Consider the following 21,067-nt stretch of genomic DNA (forward strand, 5'->3'; position numbering starts at 1 on the left):
ATTGCCGGACTTTGCATTCGTATTCCGTATAATATAGCGTTGGCCGCCATATGGATCGGGAGGACAGGATGAAGACAGGCACCAGGCTTTGGCTGAGCGCGAGCATGTCCGTCCTGATGGCTGGCACCGCCGCCGCCCAGACGGCCCCTGACCAACCCGCCGCCGCCCGGCCCGACTGGGAGAACCCCGCCGTCAACCATATCGGCAATGAGCCGATGCACACGACCTTCGCCGGGTTCGAGTCGCGCGCCGCCGCGCTGGCCGATGACGTGGCGAAGTCGCGCTACCACCTGTCGCTCGACGGGATGTGGCGGGTCCACATGTCCCCCAATCCCGAGGCGCGGCCGGTCGGCTTCGAGGACCCGGCGCGCGACGTGTCGAGCTGGCGCGAAGTGGCGGTGCCCGGCATCCTCCAGGCGCAGGGATTGAGCCGCCCGGTCTTTGTCGGCAGCGGCTATCCCTTTCCCCGCAACGAGCCGTTCATCGAGCATCGGCTGAACGAGGTCGCCTCCTATCGCCGCGACTTCACGGTGCCTGCGCATTTCGCCGGGCGCCGGCTGCTGCTGAACGTCGGGGCGGCGGGCGCGGCCTATTATCTGTGGGTCAACGGCCAGAAGATCGGCTATTCCGAGGACTCCAAGCTCCCCACCGAGTTCGACATCAGCCGCGCCGCCAAGCCGGGCAAGAACACCATCGCGATCGAACTCTATCGCCATGCCGACGGCAGCTATCTGGAGGATCAGGATTTCTGGCGGGTCAACGGGATCGAACGGTCGATCAGCCTCTACGCCGCGCCGCAGACGCATATCCGCGACCTGACCATCGATGCCGGGCTGACCCGTGACTATCGCGACGGCACGCTGTCGGCGCAGGTCGATCTGGCGGGGGCGGCGCAGGCGACGGCCGTGCGCGCGACCCTGCTCGACGGCAAGCGCACCGTCCTGACCCGCACCGCGACGCCGACCGGCACCGTCGCGACGATCACCGCCGAGGTTCCGGCCGTGAAGAGGTGGAGCGCCGAGGACCCCAACCTCTACACGCTGCTGGTCGAACTGCTCGATGCCAAGGGCAAGCTGATTGAGGCGACCAGCCGCCGCATCGGCTTCCGCACCGTCGAGATCGCCGGGGGCGAGGTGCGGGTGAACGGCAAGCGGATCATGATCCGCGGCGTCAACCGGCACGAGCATGACCCGCATACCTTCCGCATCGTGTCCGAGGCGACGATGCGCAAGGACATCGAGCTGATGAAGGCCGCCAATATCAACGCGGTGCGCACCTCGCACTATCCCAACGATCCGCGCTGGTACGACCTGGCCGACGAATATGGCCTGTACGTGATGGACGAGGCCAATATCGAGAGCCACGGCTATCTCAGCCTCACCCAGGAAAAGGGCGATCCCACGCTGAATCTGGGCCACAAGCCCGAATGGGCCGCCGCGCATCTCGACCGGGTGCAGCGCATGGTCGAGCGCGACCGCAACCACCCCTCGGTCATCTTCTGGTCGCTGGGCAATGAAAGCGGCGTCGGCCCCAATTTCGAGGCGGCTGCCAAATGGGTCCGTGACCATGACAAGACGCGGCTCATCAACTTCCTGGGCTACAGCATGAGCGGGTGGCGGCATCCGACCAACTCCTACGTCGATATCTTCGCGCCCATGTATGACGATGTCGAAAAGCTGGCCGACTATGCCCAGCGGCCCGAATTCACCCAGCCGCTGATCCTGTGCGAATATGCCCATTCGATGGGCAACAGCCTGGGCGACTTCCAGGGCTATTGGGACACCTTCCGCAAGTACCCGAAATTGCAGGGCGGCTTCGTCTGGGACTGGGTTGACCAGACGATGATCCTGAAGGACAAGGCGGGTCGCCAATATTGGGGCCAGGGCCTGGACTATGATCCCGATCCCAAGGACGCCGGGCTGCACGGCGACGACAGCCCGGTCGGCGACGGGGTGATCCAGTCCGACCGCACCCCCGATCCCGAATTTTATGAGATGGCGCATGTCCAGTCGCCGATCACCTTCAACCATGCGGGCGGCGGCTGGCAGGTGGTCAATCGCCACGACCATATCGACCTGTCGCGCTTCACGCTGGACTGGACCGTGCTGGAGAATGGCGTCGAGACGGCGAAGGGGAGCATCGCGACGCCCTCGGTCGCACCGGGGCAGACCGCGCCGCTGTCCTTCACCCTGCCGCCCGCCAAGGACGCCAGTGCCGAGCGCTCGCTGATCCTGCGCGCGCGGACCAGGGCGGGCGCGATCCCGCCGCTGCCCGCGGGCCAGGTCATCGGCTGGGAGCAGTTCGCGCTGTCCGCTCCGACCTTCGCCGCCGTCCCCGCCGGATCGGTCGCGCCGGAGGAAAGCGCCGATGCGCTGACGCTGAAAGCGGGCAATGCGGTGCTGGAGATCGACCGGACGACCGGCCTCGTCCGCCGCTATGCGCGGGATAGCAGGACGCTGCTGACCGGCGGCGCGCCCAATTTCTATCGCGCCCCGACCGACAATGACGTGGGCGCGGGCGTGCCCAAGAGCCATGCCATGTGGCAATATTTCTCCGACCATCGCCGCCTCGACGCCATCCGGCAGGAGGGCAATGCCATCATCGTCGATCACGACATGGGCGTCGGATCGGTGAAGATGCAGACCCGCTGGACCATGGCGCCCGACGGCGCGGCGACCGCGACGGTGCGCTTCACGCCGCTGCGCATGACGCTGCCCGATCCGTTGCGCGTCGGTCTCGCCTTCGCCACGCCGGGGCAGCAATTCACGCAGGTCAGCTGGTTCGGGCGCGGCCCGTGGGAAAGCTATGCCGACCGCAAGACGGGCGCGATGATCGCACACTGGGACGGCAAGCTGGCGGATCAGTATCACGACTATGCCCGCCCGCAGGAGAGCGGCAACAAGACCGATGTGCGCTGGATCCAGCTGACCGGCACCGGCACGGGCCTTCGCGTCACGGGCGCGCAGCCGCTGTCGGTCAATGCCCTGCCCTTCCCGTACAGCGACCTCGCGATGAAGCCGCCCGCTCAGGCGCACAGCTCGGATATCCGCCCGCATGGCGACGGTACGCTGCTGATCGATGCCGCCCAGGTCGGGGTCGGCGGCGATACCGGCTGGAACCTCGATGGCCGCGCGCATATGCCCTATCGCATCGCGCTCCAGCCGCTGACCTATAGCTTCACTATCGGAGCCGCCCGTTGAAGCGTCTTGTCTCGCTTGCCCTGCTGCTGACCACCACGCCGCTCGCGGCGCAGACCGTGCCCGACCGGATCGCCAAGTCGCTGGCGCTTCGGGACCAGTGGCAATGGCTGACCCGCGACATCGCCTCGCCCGCCGAGTGGGACGCGGACGGGCGGCATTTCCATTATCGCAAAACGGTGGCGGGCGGCTTCGCATTTGTCGATGTGGACGCCGCTACCCGTGCCAAGGCCCCCGCCTTCGACGCCGCCGCGCTCGCACCGGCGCTGACGAAGGTCATGGGCAAGCCGATCGAGCCGCTCCGCCTGCCCTTCGAGCATTTCAGCTACACGCCCGACCGTTCGGCGATCCGCTTCACCATCGGTTACGAGGACGGCGTCACCTATGCCTGCGTCCTCGCGCGACCGGCGTGCCGCATCGTCCCGCCTGAGAACCCCGGCCGCCCGCGCGGCTTCGGGGTGGTGCGCGACCTGCGGGTTCCTGCCGACAACCACCCCCGCCCGTCACCCGACGGCAGGCTGGAGGCGCTGGTCCTCGACGACAATCTGGTCGTGCGGGCAGCGAATGGCGGCAAGGAAGTCTGGCGTGCCCAAGACGGCAGCCCCGCCAATTTCTACGATCCCGAAACCATCGCCTGGAGCCCCGACGGCCAGCATATCGCGCTCCAGCGCGTCCGCCCCGGCTATGCCCGCATGGTCACCCGCGTCCTCGCCGCACCGCCGGGCAAGGTCCAACCGCAAGTCGTCCAGCAACTCTATCCCAAGCCCGGCGATGCGGTGGACCAGGAAGCGCCCGTGCTGTTCCGCGTTTCGGATGGTAAGCGCACGGAGATCGACCCCAGCCTGTTCGCGAATGCCTATACCCTGTCCGCGCCCGAATGGCGCGCCGACGGCAAGAGCTTCGCCTTCGACGACCTGAAGCGCGGCTTCGGCGAGGCGAAGATCATCGCGGTCGATGCCGATACCGGCCGGGCGCACGCCGCCGTCACCGAGACGGCCAAGACCTTCGTCTTTCGCGACCGTATCTGGTCGCATGACGTGAAGGGGCTGGGCCGCGAAATCCTCTGGGCGTCGGAGCGCGACGGCTGGCGGCATCTCTATCTGATCGACGGCGCGACCGGCCGGGTGGTTCGCCAGATCACCAAGGGCAATTGGCTGGTCCGCGACATTGCCAAGGTCGATGACGAGAAGCGGCAGATCTGGTTCTCGGCCAACGGCTTCGTGCCGGGCGAAGATCCCTATTACAAGCAATGGTTCCGGGTCGACTTCGACGGCCGCAACCTGACCCGGCTGACGCAGGAGAATGCGACTCACGAGGTCCGCTTCGCCCCCGACATGACGACCTATGTAGACGTCTATTCGCGTACCGACCTGCCCGAGACGATGGAGTTGCACGATGCGCGCGACGGTCGCCTGATCCAGACGCTGGAAAAGGGCGACATCGCCGCGCTGACCGCCGCCGGATTCCGCTCGCCCGAACGCTTCACCGCCAAGGGCCGCGACGGCAAGACCGATATCTACGGCCTGGTCGTCCGTCCGCGCGATTACGATCCCGCCAAGCGCTATCCGGTCATCGAGAATATCTATGCCGGGCCGCATGACAGTTTCGTGCCCAAGGCCTTCTGGCCGTTCGGCGGATTCTCCGGCGGCGACAAGGTCATGGGGATGCAGCAGCTCGCCGATCTCGGTTTCGTCGTCGTGATGATCGATGGAATGGGCACGGCCAACCGCTCCAAGGCGTTCCACGATGTCGCCTGGAAAAATCTGGCGGACAGCGGCTTTCCCGACCGAATCGCCTGGATGAAGGCGCTGGCGGCCAAGGACCCCGGCGTCGATCTCTCCCGCGTCGGCATCTATGGCGGATCGGCGGGCGGGCAGAGCACGCTCAATGCGCTGCTCTTCCACCCCGAATTCTATAAGGCCGGGGTCGCCTATGCCGGGTGTTTCGACAACCGGATGGACAAGATCGACTGGAACGAACAGTGGCTCGGCTATCCGGTCGACCGGAGCTATCTCGACGCCTCCGGCGTGGTCCATGCGAATCAGCTACGGGGCAAGCTGATGCTGGTCGTCGGCGAACAGGATTCCAACGTCGATCCCGCCAGCACGACCCAGGTCGTCGATGCGCTCATCAAGGCGGACAAGGACTTCGACCTGCTGGTCATCCCCGGCGGCGAGCATACGGCGGGGCGCAGCACCGGGCCGGTCGCCTATGCCATGCGCCGGCAATATGCCTTCTTCCTGAAGGCCCTGCGCGGGGAGGAATGATCCTCCCCGGCACGGGGAGGGGGACCGCCGCGAAGCGGTGGTGGAGGGGGCGTGCCGCAAGGAATGCCCTACGTGGAAGCCCCCCTCCGTCAGGGCTTCGCCCTGCCACCTCCCCTTGCAGGGGAGGAATTAAGCGCCCCTTACTTCTTCCGCTTGAAATCCACCGCGACGACGTTGCTGCCGTCCTCGACCGGCTTGGCGACGGGTTCGTCATTCTCGGCCGAGCCATGCGGATCGGGATCGCTCTGGGGATCGTCGGCGACATGGAAGCCCAGCTCGAACTGGACCTCCGGGTCCTGGAAGCGGGTGATCGCCGAATAGGGAATCACCAGCTTCGACGGCACCTGGTTGAAGCTGAGGCCGACCGAGAAGCGATTCTCGTCCACCGTCAGGTCCCAGAAGCGATTCTGCAGGACGATGGTCATCTCGTCCGGGAATCGCTCGACCAGCCGCTGCGGGATGTCGACACCCGGCGCCTGCGTCTTGAAGGTGATGTAGAAATGGTGCGTGCCGGGCAGGTGCCCCGTCTCCGCCACCGGGCCGAGCACACGCCCCACCACGGCGCGCAGGGCCTCCTGCACGATGTCGTCATAGGGGATGAGGCTGTCGGGCAATCCTTCGGTCATGCGCCATGGACTAGCGGCCTTTGATCGCGGGTCAAGATTGCATGGGACGGATAGGTGTTTATGGGGAGGCCATGCGCACCGCCACCGTCCACCGCGCCACCGCGGAAACCGTCATCGACGTCGCCGTCAATCTCGACGGCACCGGCGTCTATCAGAACGCCACCGGCATCGGGTTTCTCGACCATATGCTCGACCAGCTGTCGCGGCATTCGCTGATCGACCTGTCCGTGAAGGTCGAGGGCGACCTGCATATCGACGGCCATCACACCACCGAGGACAGCGCGCTGGCGATCGGACAGGCCTTTTCCAAGGCGCTGGGCGACAAGCGCGGCATCCGTCGTTACGGCGAGGCGCTGTCGCCGATGGACGAGGTGCTGACCCGCACCGCGCTCGACATTTCGGGCCGTCCCTGGCTGGTGTGGAAGGTGCCGTTCACCAATCCGATGCTGGGCACGCTCCAGACCGAGATGATCGAACACTGGTTCCACAGCTTCGCGCAGGAAGCGGGCATCACGCTGCACGTCGAACTGCTGCACGGCCATAACAATCATCACATCGCCGAGAGCATCTTCAAGGGCCTGGCCCGCGCGCTGCGCATGGCGGTGGAGATCGACCCGCGCAAGGCGGACGCCATTCCCTCGACCAAGGGCATGTTGTGACGCTGGCGCTGATCGACATCGAATCGGGCAATCTCCACTCGGTCGAGAATGCGCTGCGGGCGGCGGGGGCGAGCGATGTCGTCATCACCGCCGACCCGGATGTGATCGCGCAAGCCGACCGGATCGTCCTGCCGGGCGTCGGCGCGTTCGGGGCGTGCGCGGCGAATCTGCGTGCCGTTGACGGGCTGGAAGAGGCGTTGCGTGATGCCGCCCTCACCCGCGCGCGGCCGTTCCTGGGCATTTGCGTCGGGATGCAGCTGCTCGCCGACACCGGGGAAGAAATGGGCGAGCATCGCGGGCTGGGCTGGATTCCTGGCCGCGTGACGCGCCTCGCGCCCAGCGATCCTTCGGCCAAGGTGCCGCATATGGGCTGGAACGATGTCCGGCCCGTCGGTGACCATCCGCTGATCGTGCCGGGCGAGGCCTATTTCCTGCACAGCTATGCCTTTACTGGTGCGCATGTGCTGGCGACGACCGACCATGACGGTCCGGTCACCGCCGCGATCGGCCGCGACACGGTGGTAGGCGCGCAATTCCATCCCGAGAAGAGCCAGCGTTATGGCCTCTCCTTCCTCACCCGTTTCCTGGAGTGGCATCCGTGAGCTTGATCGTCTTCCCCGCCATCGACCTGAAGGGCGGCCAGGTCGTGCGCCTCGCCGAAGGCGATATGGACCGTGCGACCGTGTACGGCGACGATCCTACCCATCAGGCGATGCTCTTTGCCGAGGCAGGCGCGCAGCATCTGCACGTCGTCGACCTGGACGGTGCGTTCGCAGGCGAGTCGGTCAATGGCGAGGCCGTGCAGGCCATCGTCAAAGCGTTTCCCGGCCATGTCCAGCTGGGCGGCGGCATCCGCAATCCCGAAAATGTCGAGCGCTGGTTCGACCTGGGCGTGTCGCGCGTGGTGATCGGCACGGCCGCGCTGGAGAATCCCGATTTCGTGCGCGACATGGCCAAGGCCTATCCGGGCGGGATCGTCGTCGCGGTCGATGCCAAGAACGGCATGGTCGCGACGCGCGGCTGGGCCGATGTGTCGACCGTCTCGGTCGAGGATCTCGCCCGCCGGTTCGAGGATGCGGGCGTCGCCGCGCTGCTGTTCACCGATGTGGGTCGTGACGGGATGCTCAAGGGCTGCAACGTGCCCGCGACGGTCGATCTGGCGCGTGCGGTGCGGATTCCGGTGATCGCCAGCGGCGGCGTGGCGGGGATCAGCGACATTCATATGCTGGCGGTCCATCATCAGGACGGCGTGGAAGGCGTCATCACCGGCCGCGCGCTGTATGACGGGCGGCTCGATCTGGCGGCGGCGCTGTCGGTGGCGGCGGCCGCATGACCGTCCGCGCGCGCGTCATCCCCTGTCTCGACGTCGCGGGTGGCCGCGTGGTCAAGGGCGTCAACTTCGTCGACCTGATCGACGCGGGCGATCCGGTCGAGCAGGCGCGCGCCTATGACGCGGCGGGCGCGGACGAGCTGTGCTTCCTCGACATCACCGCCAGCCATGAGGCGCGCGGCACCATATTGGACGTGGTGCGGCGGACGGCGGCGGTGTGCTTCATGCCGCTGACCGTGGGTGGCGGTGTGCGGACGGCGGAGGACGCGCGCGCGCTCCTGCTGGCGGGGGCGGACAAGGTGGCGGTCAACTCCGCCGCCGTCAGCCGCCCGGAAGTCGTCTCCGACATCGCCGAGCGATTCGGCAGCCAATGCTGTGTCGCCAGCGTGGACGCGCGGCGGACGGCGGATGGGTGGGAAGTCTTCACCCATGGCGGACGGCGCGCGACCGGGATCGATGCGGTCGAGCACGCGCTGCGGCTCGCGGAGCTGGGTGCCGGCGAGCTGCTCGTCACCTCTATGGATCGGGACGGCACGCGGGGCGGTTACGACCTCGAGCTGATCCGCACCATCGCCGACCGGACCAGTGTGCCGGTGGTGGCCAGCGGTGGCGTCGGCGGGCTGGACGATCTGGTCGCGGGGGTGCGCGACGGCCATGCCTCGGCGGTGCTGGCGGCGTCGATCTTCCATTTCGGCGATGCGTCGATCGCGGATGCGCACCGCGCGCTCGCGGCGGCGGGGGTGCCGGTTCGCGCGAACGAAATCACCCGGATGACCACCGCCCGACACGCTGCTAAAACGTCCCCCATGCCGCTCGCCATCCTGACCGCCGCCACCGCCCATAGCGGTCCGCCCCAGCCGCGCAGTCACCCCGAATGGTCGGACATCGGCCTGTTCGTCTTTGCGATCGGCGCGGTCTGGCTGCTTCGTCACCTGATGCGCCGCCGCAATCGCAAGGATTGACGTAAGGGCTTCGTCGCGCCACCCACGCGGCCATGGACATGTTCGACCGCCTCGAAACCACGATCCGCGCGCGCCGGGAAGCGGGCGATGCCGCCACCTCCTATGCCGCCAGCCTGTTCGCCAAGGGGCGGCCCAAGATCGCGCAGAAGCTGGGCGAGGAAGCGGTCGAGACCGTCATCGCCGCCATGGTCCAGCCCGACAAGATCGTGTCCGAGGCGGCCGACCTGATGTTCCACCTGATCGTCCTGCTGGCCGATACCGGCCACACGCTGGACGACGTCCGCGCCGAACTGGCACGGCGCGAGGGCGTGTCGGGTCATGACGAAAAGGCGGCGCGCGCCAGCTGAACCGGACGGAGACTGACGATGCCGATCGACGCCACCCTGCCCTATGACGACCAGAATGTGTTCGCCAGGATCCTGCGCGACGAAATTCCGTCCAGCCGCGTCTATGAGGATGAATGGGCGGTCGCCTTCCACGACATCGCGCCGCACGCGCCGACCCATATCCTGGTGATCCCACGCGGCTCCTATGTCTCGTGGGACGATTTCTCGGCCCGCGCCAGCGAAGCGGAGATCGCCGGTTTCGTCCGCGCCGTCGGCCATGTCGCGCGTGAGGCGGGCGCGGTCGAGCCCGGATACCGGCTGCTGGCGAATATCGGCGCAGATGCGGGGCAGGAAGTGCCGCATCTCCATGTCCATATCCTGGCGGGCAAGCCCCTCGGGCCGATGCTGGCACGCTGACCTAACGGCTTGCCACGCCCCTCCCGCAGACGGGAGGGGATGGGGGAGGGAAACGTCACGGGCGATATTCTCGGTGAGACACCCTGCCCTCCCCAAACCCCTCCCGCCTGCGGGAGGGGCTTGAAGAAGCCCCTTTCTCCTCCCCTGACCGCATCCCGCGCACCTTAGGGATTGCGCGTAATAAAATTGCAGCTAACTTCCCGGATCATTCACCAAACGCCGGGCGTGTCCCATGTCGGGGTCGCCCTTCCCTCGGGGGGATTGGACATTCATGATTTTCGGGCGCGTTAAGCCTCTGGACGCCATTTTGGCGACCGCCGAGAAGAAGGGGCTGCAACGATCGCTAGGCGCGTTCCAGCTCACCATGCTGGGTATCGGCGCCGTCATCGGTACGGGTATCTTCGTTCTCACCTCCGAAGCCGCGCAAAAGGCGGGGCCGGGGATGATGCTGTCGTTCGTGCTGGCCGGTTTCGTCTGCGCGGTGGCCGCACTCTGCTATTCCGAGCTGGCCTCGATGGTCCCCGTCGCGGGCTCGGCCTATACCTATACCTATGCGGTCATGGGCGAGCTGCTCGCCTGGATGGTCGGCTGGGCGCTGATCCTGGAATATGCGGTCGGCGCGTCGGCCGTCGCGGTCGGCTGGTCGGGTTATGTCGTGGGGCAGATCCGCAACCTGCTGGGCATCGACATACCGATGGAGTGGGTCAACGGCCCCTCCTCGGGCGGTTACATCAACCTGCCCGCCGTCGTCATCTCGCTGCTCGTCACCTGGCTGCTGGTCATCGGCACCACCGAGAGCGCGCGCTTCAACGCCATCCTGGTCACGATCAAGGTCGCCGCGCTGACCCTGTTCATCGCGCTGTCGGTGCCGGTGATCAACGGCGCGCATTTCGAGCCGTTCATGCCGACCGGCTTCACCGGCGTGGCGGGGGCCGCGGCGTCGATCTTCTTCGCCTATGTCGGCTTCGACGCGGTGTCGACCGCCGCCGAGGAGACCAAGAACCCGCAGCGCAACGTGCCGATCGGCCTGATCGCGTCGCTGCTGTTCTGCACCGTCTTCTACCTGCTGGTATCGGCGGGCGCGATCGGCTCGCCGCTGGGCGCGCAGCCGGTGCGCGACGCCGCCGGTGTCGTGCTGTCGCCCGGTACGTCGGAACTGGCCGCGCAGTGCAAGGCGATCGTCGCCAGCGGCGCGACCGAGCCGCTGTCCTGCTCGCGCGAAGCGCTGGCGCATGTCCTGCGCACCATCGGCTGGGAAAAGATCGGCAACCTGATCGGCCTCGCCGCCACGCTGGCGCTGCCCTCGGTCGTGCTCATGATGATGTTCGGCCAGACCCGCGTGTTCTTCACCATGGCGCGTGACGGCCTGTTGCCCGAAAAGCTGGCCTCGGTGCATCCGCGCTATCGCACGCCGCACGTCGTGACGATCGTGACCGGCATTGCGGCCACCCTGGCCTCGGCCTTCCTGCCGGTCGGCAAGCTGGCGGACTATTCCAACTCGGGCACGCTGTTCGCGTTCTTCATGGTGGCGCTGTCGGTGATGGTGCTGCGCAAGACCGACCCGACCCGCAAGCGTCCGTTCCGCACGCCCGCCGTGTTCATCGTCGCGCCCGCCGCGATGCTCGGCTGCGCGTATCTGTATTTCTCGCTGCCGCTGGTCGCGATCCTGGTCCTGCCGGGCTGGGGCGCGATCGGCCTGGCGATCTACTTCCTCTACAGCCGCAAGCGCAGCCATGTCGGTCGCGGCATGCTGGACGTGGTGGACGATCCCGCGATGCAGCCGGAAATCGCCAAGCCGCTCGATCGCTGACCGGCTTTCGCGCAGACACGAAAAAGGCCCGGAGGATCGTTCCTCCGGGCCTTTTTATTTGGCCTTGATCGCCGAGCCTTACAGGCTGGCGGCCAGGGCCTTCAGGTCGACCTGGGGCCGGGCGCCGAAATGGCTGATGATCTCGGCCGCGCAGGCCGCGCCCAGCGTCAGCGAGGCCTTCAGGTCATGGCCGTTCGTCTGGCCGTAGAGGAAGCCCGCCGCGAACAGGTCACCCGCGCCCGTCGTGTCGACGACCTTGTCGACCGGATGCGCCGGAACGGTGACACGCTCGTCCCCGCGCTGCGCCAGCGCGCCCTTTTCGGCGAGCGTGACGACCAGCGTCTCGACCTTCCCCTTCAGGAAAGCGATCGCCGCCTCGACATCCGCCGTCTCGGTCAGCGCGACGATCTCGGTCTCGTTGGCGAAGATCACGTCGATCATGCCGCCGTCGATCAGCGCGTGGAAATCGGCCCGGTGGCGGTCGATCACGAACTCGGCCGAGGCAGTGAAGGCGATCTTGCGCCCGGCCTCACGCGCGACGTCGATGGCGGCACGCATCGCGGCGCGCGGCTCTTCGGGGTCCCACAGATAGCCCTCGATATACAGATAGGCCGCATCGGCGATCAGCGCCTTGTCGAGCGCTTCAGCGGGCAGATAGTGTGATGCGCCGAGGAAGGTGTTCATCGTGCGCTGGCCATCGGGGCTGACGAAGATCATGCAGCGCGCGGTGGTCGGCTGGCCGGGACGCACCGGCGTGTCGAACTTGACGCCCGCCGCACGGATGTCGTGGCTGAACACCTCGCCCAGCTGATCGTCGGCGACCTGGCCGATGAACGCGGTCCTGCCGCCGAGCGCGGCCATGCCCGCCAGCGTGTTGGCGGCCGATCCGCCCGAAATCTCGCGTCCGGGACCCATCTTGGCATAGAGCGCATCAGCCTCCTCGGTCGAGAAGACGAGCTGCATCGCGCCCTTGGTCATGCCGTTCTCGGCGATGAAATCGTCTTCGGCCGGGCTGAGAATGTCGACGATGGCATTGCCGATCGCCACCACGTCGTAGGTGGGGTTGGTCAAGGTACGGACTCCGGGAAACAAGCTGTGATGTCGCCGCCCTAGTCAGCCGTCTAACCCTGTGCAAGGGAGCCGCCGCGCGGCCCCGCACGCCATTGACTTGCACGTCCCGCCCGCGCCATCGAAGAACCATGGTCCGCGCCTTTTTCCTGTCGTTCGCCCAGCTGGGCGATCCGGCGATCCGCCGGGTGCTGATCCGTTCGCTGGCCGTGACGCTGGCGATCTTCGCGCTGGCCGGTGTCGCCTTGTGGTTCGCCATGCGCGCGGCGCTGACCGGATGGCTGGGCGCCCAGGCGGACGGATGGTCGGCCGCCTTCACCCTGGTCGTCGAGTTGCTGGCGCTGTGGCTGGCCTTTCGCGCGGTCGCGGTGGCCGTGGTGGGCGTGTTCGCCGACGATATCGTCGCGGCGGTCGAGGCCCGCCATTATCCGCACGCGCTGGCCAGCGGCCGGCCGGTTTCGTTCGCGCGCGGCACCGCCATGGGGCTGGGCTCCGCCGCGCGCGTCATTGCGGTGAACCTGATCCTGCTGCCCGTGTACATCGTGCTGCTCGTGACCGGCGTCGGGACGGCGGCAGCGTTCCTGCTGGTCAATGGCTGGCTGCTGTCGCGCGACCTGGGCGACATGGTGGCGGCGCGGCACATGGACCGCGCCGCCATGCGTCGCTGGCGCAAGGCGACCGGGCCTGCGCGCTTCCTGCTGGGGCTTGCCGTCGCCACCCTGTTCGTGGTTCCGGGACTCAATCTGCTGGCACCCGTGCTGGGGGCGAGCATGGCGACCCATTTCTTTCACAGGAGACAGGCGTGACCCGCCTTATCGCACTGCCGCTGCTGGGCCTGACATTGCTGGCGGGGTGTACGGTGCCGCAGACCGCCGCACCGGTACGAAGCGGCGGCATGGCCCCGGTCCCCGTGCCCTATACCAGTGTCGGGCTGGAGCGGGTCATCGGACAGGATGCCGCCGGGCTGACAAAATTGTTCGGCACGCCTGATGCCGATGTTCGCGAAGGCACGGCGCGCAAGCTGCAGTTCCAGGGCAGCTTCTGCGTCCTCGACGCCTATCTCTATCCCAAGGACGGGGCCGAGCCGCGCGTCACCTATCTGGACGCGCGCGAGCCCGATGGCAGTTCGATCGACCGGGCGAGCTGCGTCGCGGCGCTGACCCGGCGCGACGGCGGACGCTGATGCGCCCCGACCTGTGGTTCGCCTTTGTCGCGGCGACCCTGGTCATCGGGCTGATTCCCGGCCCCGGTGTCGCGGCGATCCTGGGCTATGCAATCGGATCGGGACGGCGGACCGCCTTTGCCTCCGTGGCGGGACTGATGCTCGGCAATCTGGCCGCCTCGACGGCCAGCCTGCTGGGCATGGGGGCGGTGCTGGCGGCCTCGTCCTTCCTGTTCGGGCTGCTGAAATGGGCAGGTGCGGCCTATCTGATCGCCATCGGCGCCATGGGGCTCTGGCGCGCGCGAAACGCCGATGCGGTGGCAATTCGCCCGCGCCTGATTTCGCCGCGCGCCGCCTTTCTGGGCAATCTGGGCGTCGGCACCTTCCATCCCAAGACGATCCTGTTCCTCGTCGCCTTCGCGCCGCAGTTCATCGATCCCCATCGCCCCTATTGGTCCCAGGCCGGGATCTTGGTGGTGACGTTCGTACTGGTGCTGGCGCTGACCGACGGCTGCTATGCCTGGGCCGCGTCGAGCGCGGGCGGACTGTTGCGCTCGCCCCGAGCGCAAGCCTGGGCACAGCGGGCAGGCGGCGGAGCATTGATATTCGCCGGACTGGCAACGGCCGCCATTCGCCGCTGATCCCGATCATTCGGGCACAGAAACGATCGCGTCCTTACCGGCAACTGCGACATTTGTTCCACGCCCGCACCTAAAAAATGATGCAGTGCGGGAACAAATTTACGCGGCCATGCTTTTGCGCTATCGGGACGATGAACACCACCGCGTCTTGGCGGTCGTTCGCCATGGGAGATTAATTATGATGAAGTTCCTGTCTGCTGTCGCCGCCACGGCTCTGGTTGCTGCTCCGGTCGCCGCTGCGCCGACCAACCCGGCTGCCAGCCTGTCGGTTTCGAAGTCGGTTCGCGCTTCGGCTCCGACCGCCAAGGGCAACAAGCTGGCCGGCGCTGGCATCCTGGCTGCCATCATCGCTGCTGGCGTCGTCGCCATCGGCGTTGTCGCGGTCGTCAAGGACGACAACGCGGACAGCAACTGATCGTCGCGGGCGGGGGCGACCCCGCCCGGACCATCACCGCTCAGGCGGACGGAAAGGGAGCCGGTTTCGGCTCCCTTTTTTGTGGCCCGCGTCACGCCCCCCATTCGGGGCCGTCGGGATCGGCGAAGACGTCATCCTCACCCCTCTCCGGCAAAGGCTCGGCCGCACGGGGGACGGTCGGCATATCGCCGCCGAAACGCACCCGGATATAGGCCACCGAGCCTTTCAGGCCCTGATATACCGCCTGCACCTCCTCCCCGCGCCGCATCCGCGCGCCGATCAGCGGCGCCCGCTCGGCGGAGAGATAGCCGACCTGGACATCGCGGGCGCTGAACACCGCGATGGCATGGGGATCATGCCGATTGCGCGGCTCGGGGCACAGGCTCACCGGATCGCCGATGGCCGAGGCAAGCAGCTCGAACCGCCGGTTGCTCCGGGCCTTGTCCTGATTGGGAAAGTCTATTCCGACCACGGCCAGCGTCAATTCGTCCATGCCCTCCTAACTGGCTATGCGGGCTCACGACGTCCAGAGCCCTCCCATTCATCGGCAATCCGGCTATGGTGCAATCATCCTGTCCCATTCGGAGTGCCCATGTCCCTGGCCGCCCTGGCGATGCTGCTCGCCGCCCAATCCTCCGCCCCCGCGCCCGCTGTCGCGCCTGTCCTGACCAGCGCCGATGCGCGCGACGTCCACAGCTATGCGCAGCCGCTGGAGGCGCGGGTCACCCATGTCTCGCTGAACCTCTATGCCGATTTCGACACCCATGTGATGCGCGGGATCGCGACCCTGTCGGTCGATGCCAAACCGGACGCCAGGCAGCTGGTCGTCGATGACAACGGCCTGCGCATCGTCACCGTGACCGACGCGCAGAACCGCCCCCTGCCCTATACGGTCGGCGCGGCCGACAAGGTGCATGGCGCGCCGCTGACCATCACGCTGAACGGCAATCGCACCGTCAAGATCGCCTATGCCTCCGCGCCCGGTGCCAAGGCGCTGCAATGGCTGTCGCCCGAACAGACGGCGGGCAAGAAGCAGCCCTATCTGTTCAGCCAGGGTGAGGCGATCCTCAACCGCAGCTGGATTCCGACCCAGGATTCGCCCGGCATCCGCCAGACCTGGGACGCCACGGTTAACGCCCCCTGCGCGCTGACCGTCGTGATGAGCGGCGAGCGGACCGGCGAGACGCCGTGCCATGACGGCCGCCACACCGCCAGCTATCGCATGGACAAGCCGGTCGCCCCCTATCTGATCGCGGTCGCCATCGGCGACCTGAAGTTCAAGCCGCTCAGTGCCCATACCGGCATCTGGACCGAGCCTGCGATGCTCGACAAATCGGCCTGGGAGTTTGCCGGTCTCGACAAGTTCGTCACCGCTGCCGAGGGGCTATACGGTCCCTATCGCTGGGGGCGCTACGACGTGCTGGTCCTGCCGCCCAGCTTCCCGTTCGGCGGCATGGAGAACCCCATGCTGACCTTCGCGACGCCGACCGTGCTGGCGGGCGACCGGAGTCTGGTCAGCCTGATCGCGCACGAGCTGGCGCATAGCTGGTCGGGCAATCTCGTCACCAACGCCACCTGGGACGATTTCTGGCTGAACGAAGGCTTCACCAGCTATTTCGAGAACCGGATCATGGAGTCGATGTACGGCAAGCGCCGCGCCGCCATGGAGGCCGACTTGGCCTGGACCGACATGCAGAATGCGGTGAAGGAAGCCGGTGGTCCGCAGTCGCCCGACACCAAGCTGCACCTCGACCTCGACGCCAAGCGCGATCCCGACGACGGCATGACCCAGATCGCCTATGACAAGGGTGCGACCTTCCTGCGCACCATCGAATCGGTCGTCGGCCGGACGCGCTGGGACGCGTATCTGCGGGGCTATTTCGATCGCCACGCTTTCCAGCCGCAGACCAGCGCCGGGTTCCTGGCGGACCTGCGCCAGAACCTGCTCAAGCCCGGCGAGGATGCGAAGATCGGCGTCGACCAATGGGTCTATCAGCCGGGCATTCCCGCCAATGCGGTCCATGTCCGCTCCGACGCCTTCCCCGCGATCGACGCCGCCGCCAAGGCGTTCGCCGCCGGTGGCCCCGTCTCGGCCGTGCCCGACAAGGTGACGACGCAGGAATATGTCCGCTTCCTCGACCAGCTGCCGCGCCAGCTGTCCGCCGAACGCCTCGCCGCGCTCGACGGGCGGTTCCACTGGAACGAGACGGGCAATAGCGAGATCCGCTTCGCCTGGCTCCGTCTGGCGCTCGCCAACCGCTATCCGCCCGCCGAGGCGTCGGCCGAGCAGTTCCTGACCGCGCAAGGCCGCCGCAAGTTCGTCGCACCGCTGTTCCAGCAGCTTCAGGGACAAGGCGAATGGGGCCAGGCGCTGGCCAAGCGAATCTATGACAAGGCGCGTTCCGGCTATCACGCGGTAACGCAGGTGACGGTGGATCGCCTGCTCGGACGATAAGCCGAGCCGCCTGAGCGGCGAAACGAGGAACGAAATTTTCGTTTCGCCGCCATTTTTTCAGGTCATCGCCGCCGGAACACCGTTCACCGGATATGGTTCCGGCGGCGCTTTCCAATATGTTTAGCCCCGGTTAATCGACACTCACACCGACATTCCGACCGGGGGGTCCAGTGAAATTCAAGGCATTCGCAGTGCGATTCGCGCTGATGGCAACGTGCGGCCTGATGATGGCCACCCCCGCTGCCGCGCAGTTCTGGCAGTGCGCCCCCTATGCCCGTGAAATCTCGGGCATCGATCTTCACGGCAACGCCAACACCTGGTGGAGCCAGGCCGAGGGCCGCTACCAGCGCGGCCACACCCCGGAACAGGGTTCGGTCCTCGCTTTCGAGTCCACCAGCCGGATGCGCGTCGGCCATGTCGCGATGGTCAGCAAGGTCGTCAGCGACCGCGAAGTCCTCCTGACCCATGCCAACTGGTCGCGCCGCGGCGGCATCGAGCGCGATGTCCGCGCCGTCGACGTCTCCCCGAACAACGACTGGTCGATGGTCAAGGTCTGGTACGGCCCCAATGGCGGCCTGGGCACCTCGGCCTATCCGACCAAGGGCTTCATCTATTCGGGTCACAAGAGCGGCGTCGCCGACCTGCCCGCCACCCAGATCGCCTCGCGCGACAGCGGCCGGGTTTCGGGTATCCTGACCTTCGCCGCACCGATCCAGTAAGTTTCGGATTTCTCCCGGCAAGGTCGGGAAAGCCCCGTCGCGCGGGACTTGCGCTTCGACTTCGCTCAATGTGAACGGTCGTGGTGGAGCGTGGCGGAACGCCCTGCCCCCGCCCTCGCCAAGACAAATCTCCAAAACCTCCGTTCAGCCTGAACCTAATCGAAGGCCAAGGGAAACCCTCACCCCGCCCGGAACGTCATCGCCACGCCGTTCATGCAGTAGCGCTTGCCCGTCGGCTTCGGCCCGTCGTCGAAGACATGGCCCAGATGCCCGCCACAACGGCTGCAATGCACCTCGACCCGCTCCATCATCAGCGACCGATCCGATTCCGTCGCCACCGCACGCGGCAAGGGCGCCCAGAAGCTCGGCCAGCCGGTGCCGCTCTCGAACTTGGTCTTCGACGAGAAGAGCGGCTGCGCGCACCCCTTGCAGGAAAAGACGCCGCTGCGATGCTCGTCATTGAGCGGGCTGCTATAGGGCCGCTCGGTCCCCTCGCGCCGCAGGACGTTATAGGCCGCCGGGCCGAGCTTCTGCTTCCACGCGGCATCGCTCATCATGACCGGGAAACGCTCCGCCGCCTCGGCCTGACGCCCACAGGCGGACAGCCCCACGCCCAGGGCGCCCAGCCCTACCAGCGACAGGAAATGGCGGCGATCAGAAGGGGATGCGGTCATCAACCCTAGATAGGAAGACAGCGCGGACCGGCAAGCCCGACTCGTTCCTCCCCGGCACGGGGAGGGGGACCGCCGCGAAGCGGTGGTGGAGGGGGCGGACCGCAAGGGACGTCGTACGTCGAAGCCCCCCTCCGTCAGGGCTTCGCCCTGCCACCTCCCCGTATCGGGGAGGATTTACGCCCCCTTGCGTCGCCAGAAGGGCCGTGTGCTCCCGGATTGCAGCACGCCGCGCCGGAACAATCGTGCGCCCAGCGTCACGAACAGCGCCACCCACAAGGCCTGCCACGCCAGCGCCACCGCATGCGGCCACAGCGCATCGCTCGCCGCCGCCACGCCCGCCATCGCAAAGGGCGAGGAGAGTGGAAACACCTCGGCCACCAGCGCCAGCCAGCTGTCCGGCTGCGACAGGCCGCTCAGCGTCAGGGTGAACATGCCGACCTGGATGATGGTGATGGGCAGCGAGAGCATCTGGATCTCGCGCATGGTCGACGCCTGCGCCCCGATCGTCAGGAACACCGAGCCGAGCAGCAGATAGGCCATGGTGAAATAGGCGACGAACAGCAGGACGAACATCGGCAGGCCGACCGCCGGCGACAATTCGCCGACCATCCCGGCAAAGGCGGGCGGCAACAGGCTCGCCACCTGGCCCAGCACCGTGCCCCAGAAGCCGATGAACAGCACCGCGACCCCGAACATGCCCAGCAGCTTGCCCAGGAACACCGCCTCCAGCGGCACGGCGGCGGCGAGCACTTCGATGACCTTGTTCGACCGCTCCTCGGCCATGGTGCCGACCACTTGCCCCGCCAGGAACAAGGTCAGGAAGAACACGCCGAAGACCGCCAGCGACGCCGTCTGATTCTGTCCGCCCAGCGTCGCACGCTGCCGCGAGAAGGCCAGCTTGCGCGGGGTGACCCTGGGCAACTCGCCACCCAGCCGCTCGGCCGAGAGTGCGCCGGTCGCCAGCACCGCCAGATAATCCGCCGCGCGCATGCCACGTGCGCCGTACAGGATCGTCGGCCGGTCGAGCGGACCATAGAGCACGGCGGTCGCGTCATAGTCGGGCGATTCGAACGCGGCACGCGCCTGCGCGGCCGGATCGCGTGCGGGGGGCAGCGTCACCAGCTCGGGCGGCTCCTCATCCCGGCGGAAGATCGTACGCGACTGGCGGTCGGCGGCGGCAAAGGCTTGGGCCGCCGCATCGGGTACGATCGCGACGATCCGCACCCGGTCGGTGCCATGGTCCGCCGCCTGCGCCGCGCCCAGTGCGCCAATGGTGCTGAACGCCACCATGATCAGCGGCGCAAACAGGAACAGCAGGAAGATGGGGGTAAAGACGGTGGCGATGAAATCGCGGCGTGCGATCGTCATCGTCTGGCGGATCAGGCGGCGCGTCTGGCTCATGCCGCCATCTCCTGCTCGCCGACGATGCGGACAAAGGCTTCGTGGAGGCTGGGGCGCTCGACCGACAGGTTCAATATGCCCGCCCCCGCCGCCAGCAAGCGGCCCAATATCGGCTCTATACCCTGGTCGGGCATCGGAAAGCTCCAGTCCGCGCCTTCGCGCACCGCATCGGCGGGCAGCAGGTCGGGCGTCACCCGCTCCGGGTCACGCGGGCGATAGCGCACACGCGCGGTCAGCATGCCGCGCGCATCGTCCACCGTCCCCTCGAAGCGGCGACGTCCCCCGGCGATGATGGCGAGGCGGTCGCACAGCCGCTCGGCATGGGCCATCACATGGGTCGAAAACAGGATCGTCGCACCCCGGTCCCGCTCGCCGAGGATCAGCGCCTCCAGCCGTTCCTGATTGACCGGATCGAGCCCCGAAAACGGCTCGTCCAGCACCAGCAGCTTCGGGCGGTGGACGACCGAGCCGAGCAGCTGGACCAGCTGCGCCATGCCCTTGGACAATTTGCGGATCTTGCTGTCGGCGGCATGGCTGAGCCCCGCCTGTTCGAGCAGCTCGTCCGCCCGCACCCGCCCCGTCGCGCGGTCCAGCCCGCGCAAAGCGCCCATGAAGACGATCGCATCGCGCGCCTTCATCGCAGGATAAAGCCCGCGCTCCTCGGGCAGATAGCCGACCAGATCGCTGGCATCGCGCGGATGGGCATGGCCGAGCAGGCTGCGCTGCCCCTCATCGGGTTCGATAATGCCCAGCAGCATCCGCAGCGTCGTCGTCTTGCCCGCGCCATTGGGGCCGAGCACGCCGTACACCGCGCCGGTCGGCACGGCGATGTCGACACCGTCGACGACCCGCCGGTCGCCGAACCGCTTGGCGAGGCCCGAGGCGGTGACCGCCCACTGATTCTCCACGCTGATTGTCCCTCCCTGATCGCCTGTGGT

The 21,067-nt window shown here is 67.2% G+C and carries 20 protein-coding genes and 1 pseudogene; 15 read left to right on the forward strand and 6 right to left on the reverse strand.

The annotated features are described in order from the left end of the window. Positions 1–68: 68 nt before the first annotated feature. Both BSZ14_RS11755 and BSZ14_RS11760 read left to right on the forward strand, forming a co-directional pair. Entirely contained in the window at positions 69–3,200 is a 3,132-nt protein-coding gene (locus BSZ14_RS11755; protein ID WP_241823733.1) for a glycoside hydrolase family 2 TIM barrel-domain containing protein, read from the forward strand. Further along, positions 3,197–5,464, forward strand: a complete 2,268-nt coding sequence (locus tag BSZ14_RS11760; protein WP_076711051.1) for a S9 family peptidase — start codon at positions 3,197–3,199, stop codon at positions 5,462–5,464. The genes BSZ14_RS11755 and BSZ14_RS11760 overlap by 4 nt, the downstream gene beginning before the upstream one ends. A 140-nt stretch (positions 5,465–5,604) precedes the next feature. Here the strand turns inward: BSZ14_RS11760 and BSZ14_RS11765 are convergent, their stop codons facing one another. After that, the gene (locus tag BSZ14_RS11765; RefSeq protein ID WP_042486441.1) at positions 5,605–6,090 is read right to left on the reverse strand and encodes an SspB family protein; all 486 of its coding nucleotides are present in this window, start codon (positions 6,088–6,090) and stop codon (positions 5,605–5,607) included. Positions 6,091–6,161: 71 nt separating this feature from the next. On the opposite strand from BSZ14_RS11765, the gene hisB reads away from it, so the two are divergent. The 7 genes and pseudogenes from hisB to BSZ14_RS11800 all read left to right on the forward strand — a co-directional run bounded on the left by hisB (position 6,162) and on the right by BSZ14_RS11800 (position 11,594). Then, positions 6,162–6,749, forward strand: a complete 588-nt coding sequence (gene hisB / locus BSZ14_RS11770) for an imidazoleglycerol-phosphate dehydratase HisB (RefSeq protein ID WP_076711052.1) — start codon at positions 6,162–6,164, stop codon at positions 6,747–6,749. Continuing rightward, complete coding sequence (gene hisH / locus BSZ14_RS11775; RefSeq protein ID WP_076711053.1) at positions 6,746–7,351, forward strand: imidazole glycerol phosphate synthase subunit HisH; 606 nt, start codon at positions 6,746–6,748, stop codon at positions 7,349–7,351. The genes hisB and hisH overlap by 4 nt, the downstream gene beginning before the upstream one ends. Continuing rightward, positions 7,348–8,082: a 1-(5-phosphoribosyl)-5-[(5-phosphoribosylamino)methylideneamino]imidazole-4-carboxamide isomerase gene (hisA, locus tag BSZ14_RS11780; protein ID WP_076711054.1), complete on the forward strand. Its 735-nt coding sequence runs from the start codon at positions 7,348–7,350 to the stop codon at positions 8,080–8,082. The genes hisH and hisA overlap by 4 nt, the downstream gene beginning before the upstream one ends. Beyond that, positions 8,079–8,834, forward strand: a pseudogene (hisF, locus tag BSZ14_RS11785) (imidazole glycerol phosphate synthase subunit HisF); the annotation flags it as partial. The gene hisA and the pseudogene hisF, both read left to right, overlap by 4 nt. Positions 8,835–9,073: 239 nt before the next feature. After that, positions 9,074–9,388 (forward strand): phosphoribosyl-ATP diphosphatase, encoded by a 315-nt coding sequence (locus BSZ14_RS11790; protein ID WP_076711055.1) that lies wholly within the window; start codon positions 9,074–9,076, stop codon positions 9,386–9,388. A gap of 18 nt (positions 9,389–9,406) precedes the next feature. After that, positions 9,407–9,784, forward strand: a complete 378-nt coding sequence (locus BSZ14_RS11795; RefSeq protein WP_076711056.1) for a histidine triad nucleotide-binding protein — start codon at positions 9,407–9,409, stop codon at positions 9,782–9,784. Between the two features lie 271 nt (positions 9,785–10,055). Then, complete coding sequence (locus BSZ14_RS11800) at positions 10,056–11,594, forward strand: amino acid permease (protein ID WP_076711057.1); 1,539 nt, start codon at positions 10,056–10,058, stop codon at positions 11,592–11,594. Positions 11,595–11,672: 78 nt separating this feature from the next. Here the strand turns inward: BSZ14_RS11800 and BSZ14_RS11805 are convergent, their stop codons facing one another. Continuing rightward, complete coding sequence (locus BSZ14_RS11805) at positions 11,673–12,665, reverse strand: adenosine kinase (protein ID WP_042486499.1); 993 nt, start codon at positions 12,663–12,665, stop codon at positions 11,673–11,675. A 128-nt stretch (positions 12,666–12,793) separates the two neighbouring features. Between BSZ14_RS11805 and BSZ14_RS11810 the strand changes: the two genes are divergently transcribed. The 4 genes from BSZ14_RS11810 (at position 12,794) to BSZ14_RS11825 (ending at position 14,880) form a co-directional block, all read left to right on the forward strand. After that, on the forward strand, positions 12,794–13,468 hold the full coding sequence (locus tag BSZ14_RS11810) for an EI24 domain-containing protein (RefSeq protein WP_076711058.1): 675 nt from the start codon (positions 12,794–12,796) through the stop codon (positions 13,466–13,468). Continuing rightward, entirely contained in the window at positions 13,465–13,845 is a 381-nt protein-coding gene (locus tag BSZ14_RS11815; RefSeq protein ID WP_089413639.1) for a hypothetical protein, read from the forward strand. Before BSZ14_RS11810 ends, BSZ14_RS11815 begins: the two co-directional genes overlap by 4 nt. Further along, on the forward strand, positions 13,845–14,465 hold the full coding sequence (locus BSZ14_RS11820) for a LysE family translocator (RefSeq protein WP_076711059.1): 621 nt from the start codon (positions 13,845–13,847) through the stop codon (positions 14,463–14,465). The genes BSZ14_RS11815 and BSZ14_RS11820 overlap by 1 nt, the downstream gene beginning before the upstream one ends. A 178-nt stretch (positions 14,466–14,643) precedes the next feature. Beyond that, complete coding sequence (locus BSZ14_RS11825; RefSeq protein ID WP_076711060.1) at positions 14,644–14,880, forward strand: hypothetical protein; 237 nt, start codon at positions 14,644–14,646, stop codon at positions 14,878–14,880. Positions 14,881–14,971: 91 nt separating this feature from the next. Here the strand turns inward: BSZ14_RS11825 and BSZ14_RS11830 are convergent, their stop codons facing one another. Beyond that, complete coding sequence (locus BSZ14_RS11830; protein WP_076711061.1) at positions 14,972–15,373, reverse strand: HIRAN domain-containing protein; 402 nt, start codon at positions 15,371–15,373, stop codon at positions 14,972–14,974. A 99-nt stretch (positions 15,374–15,472) separates the two neighbouring features. On the opposite strand from BSZ14_RS11830, the gene BSZ14_RS11835 reads away from it, so the two are divergent. Both BSZ14_RS11835 and BSZ14_RS11840 read left to right on the forward strand, forming a co-directional pair. Next, positions 15,473–17,335, forward strand: coding sequence for a M1 family metallopeptidase (locus BSZ14_RS11835; RefSeq protein WP_076711062.1), 1,863 nt, complete (start codon positions 15,473–15,475; stop codon positions 17,333–17,335). 224 nt (positions 17,336–17,559) lie between these two features. Continuing rightward, a complete protein-coding gene (locus BSZ14_RS11840) occupies positions 17,560–18,054 on the forward strand; it encodes a CHAP domain-containing protein (RefSeq protein WP_241823734.1) in 495 nt (164 codons plus the stop codon). Between the two features lie 179 nt (positions 18,055–18,233). On the opposite strand, the gene msrB is transcribed toward BSZ14_RS11840, so the two are convergent. The 3 genes from msrB to BSZ14_RS11855 form a co-directional block, all read right to left on the reverse strand. Beyond that, positions 18,234–18,728: a peptide-methionine (R)-S-oxide reductase MsrB gene (gene msrB, locus BSZ14_RS11845; protein ID WP_042486515.1), complete on the reverse strand. Its 495-nt coding sequence runs from the start codon at positions 18,726–18,728 to the stop codon at positions 18,234–18,236. Between the two features lie 174 nt (positions 18,729–18,902). Beyond that, positions 18,903–20,129 (reverse strand): ABC transporter permease, encoded by a 1,227-nt coding sequence (locus BSZ14_RS11850; RefSeq protein ID WP_076711063.1) that lies wholly within the window; start codon positions 20,127–20,129, stop codon positions 18,903–18,905. Beyond that, positions 20,126–21,037, reverse strand: a complete 912-nt coding sequence (locus BSZ14_RS11855) for an ABC transporter ATP-binding protein (RefSeq protein WP_375244405.1) — start codon at positions 21,035–21,037, stop codon at positions 20,126–20,128. The genes BSZ14_RS11850 and BSZ14_RS11855 overlap by 4 nt, the downstream gene beginning before the upstream one ends. Positions 21,038–21,067: the final 30 nt, after the last annotated feature.

This window comes from Sphingomonas sp. Sph1(2015) (genome assembly GCF_001970915.1).
Taxonomy (GTDB): domain Bacteria; phylum Pseudomonadota; class Alphaproteobacteria; order Sphingomonadales; family Sphingomonadaceae; genus Sphingomonas; species Sphingomonas parapaucimobilis.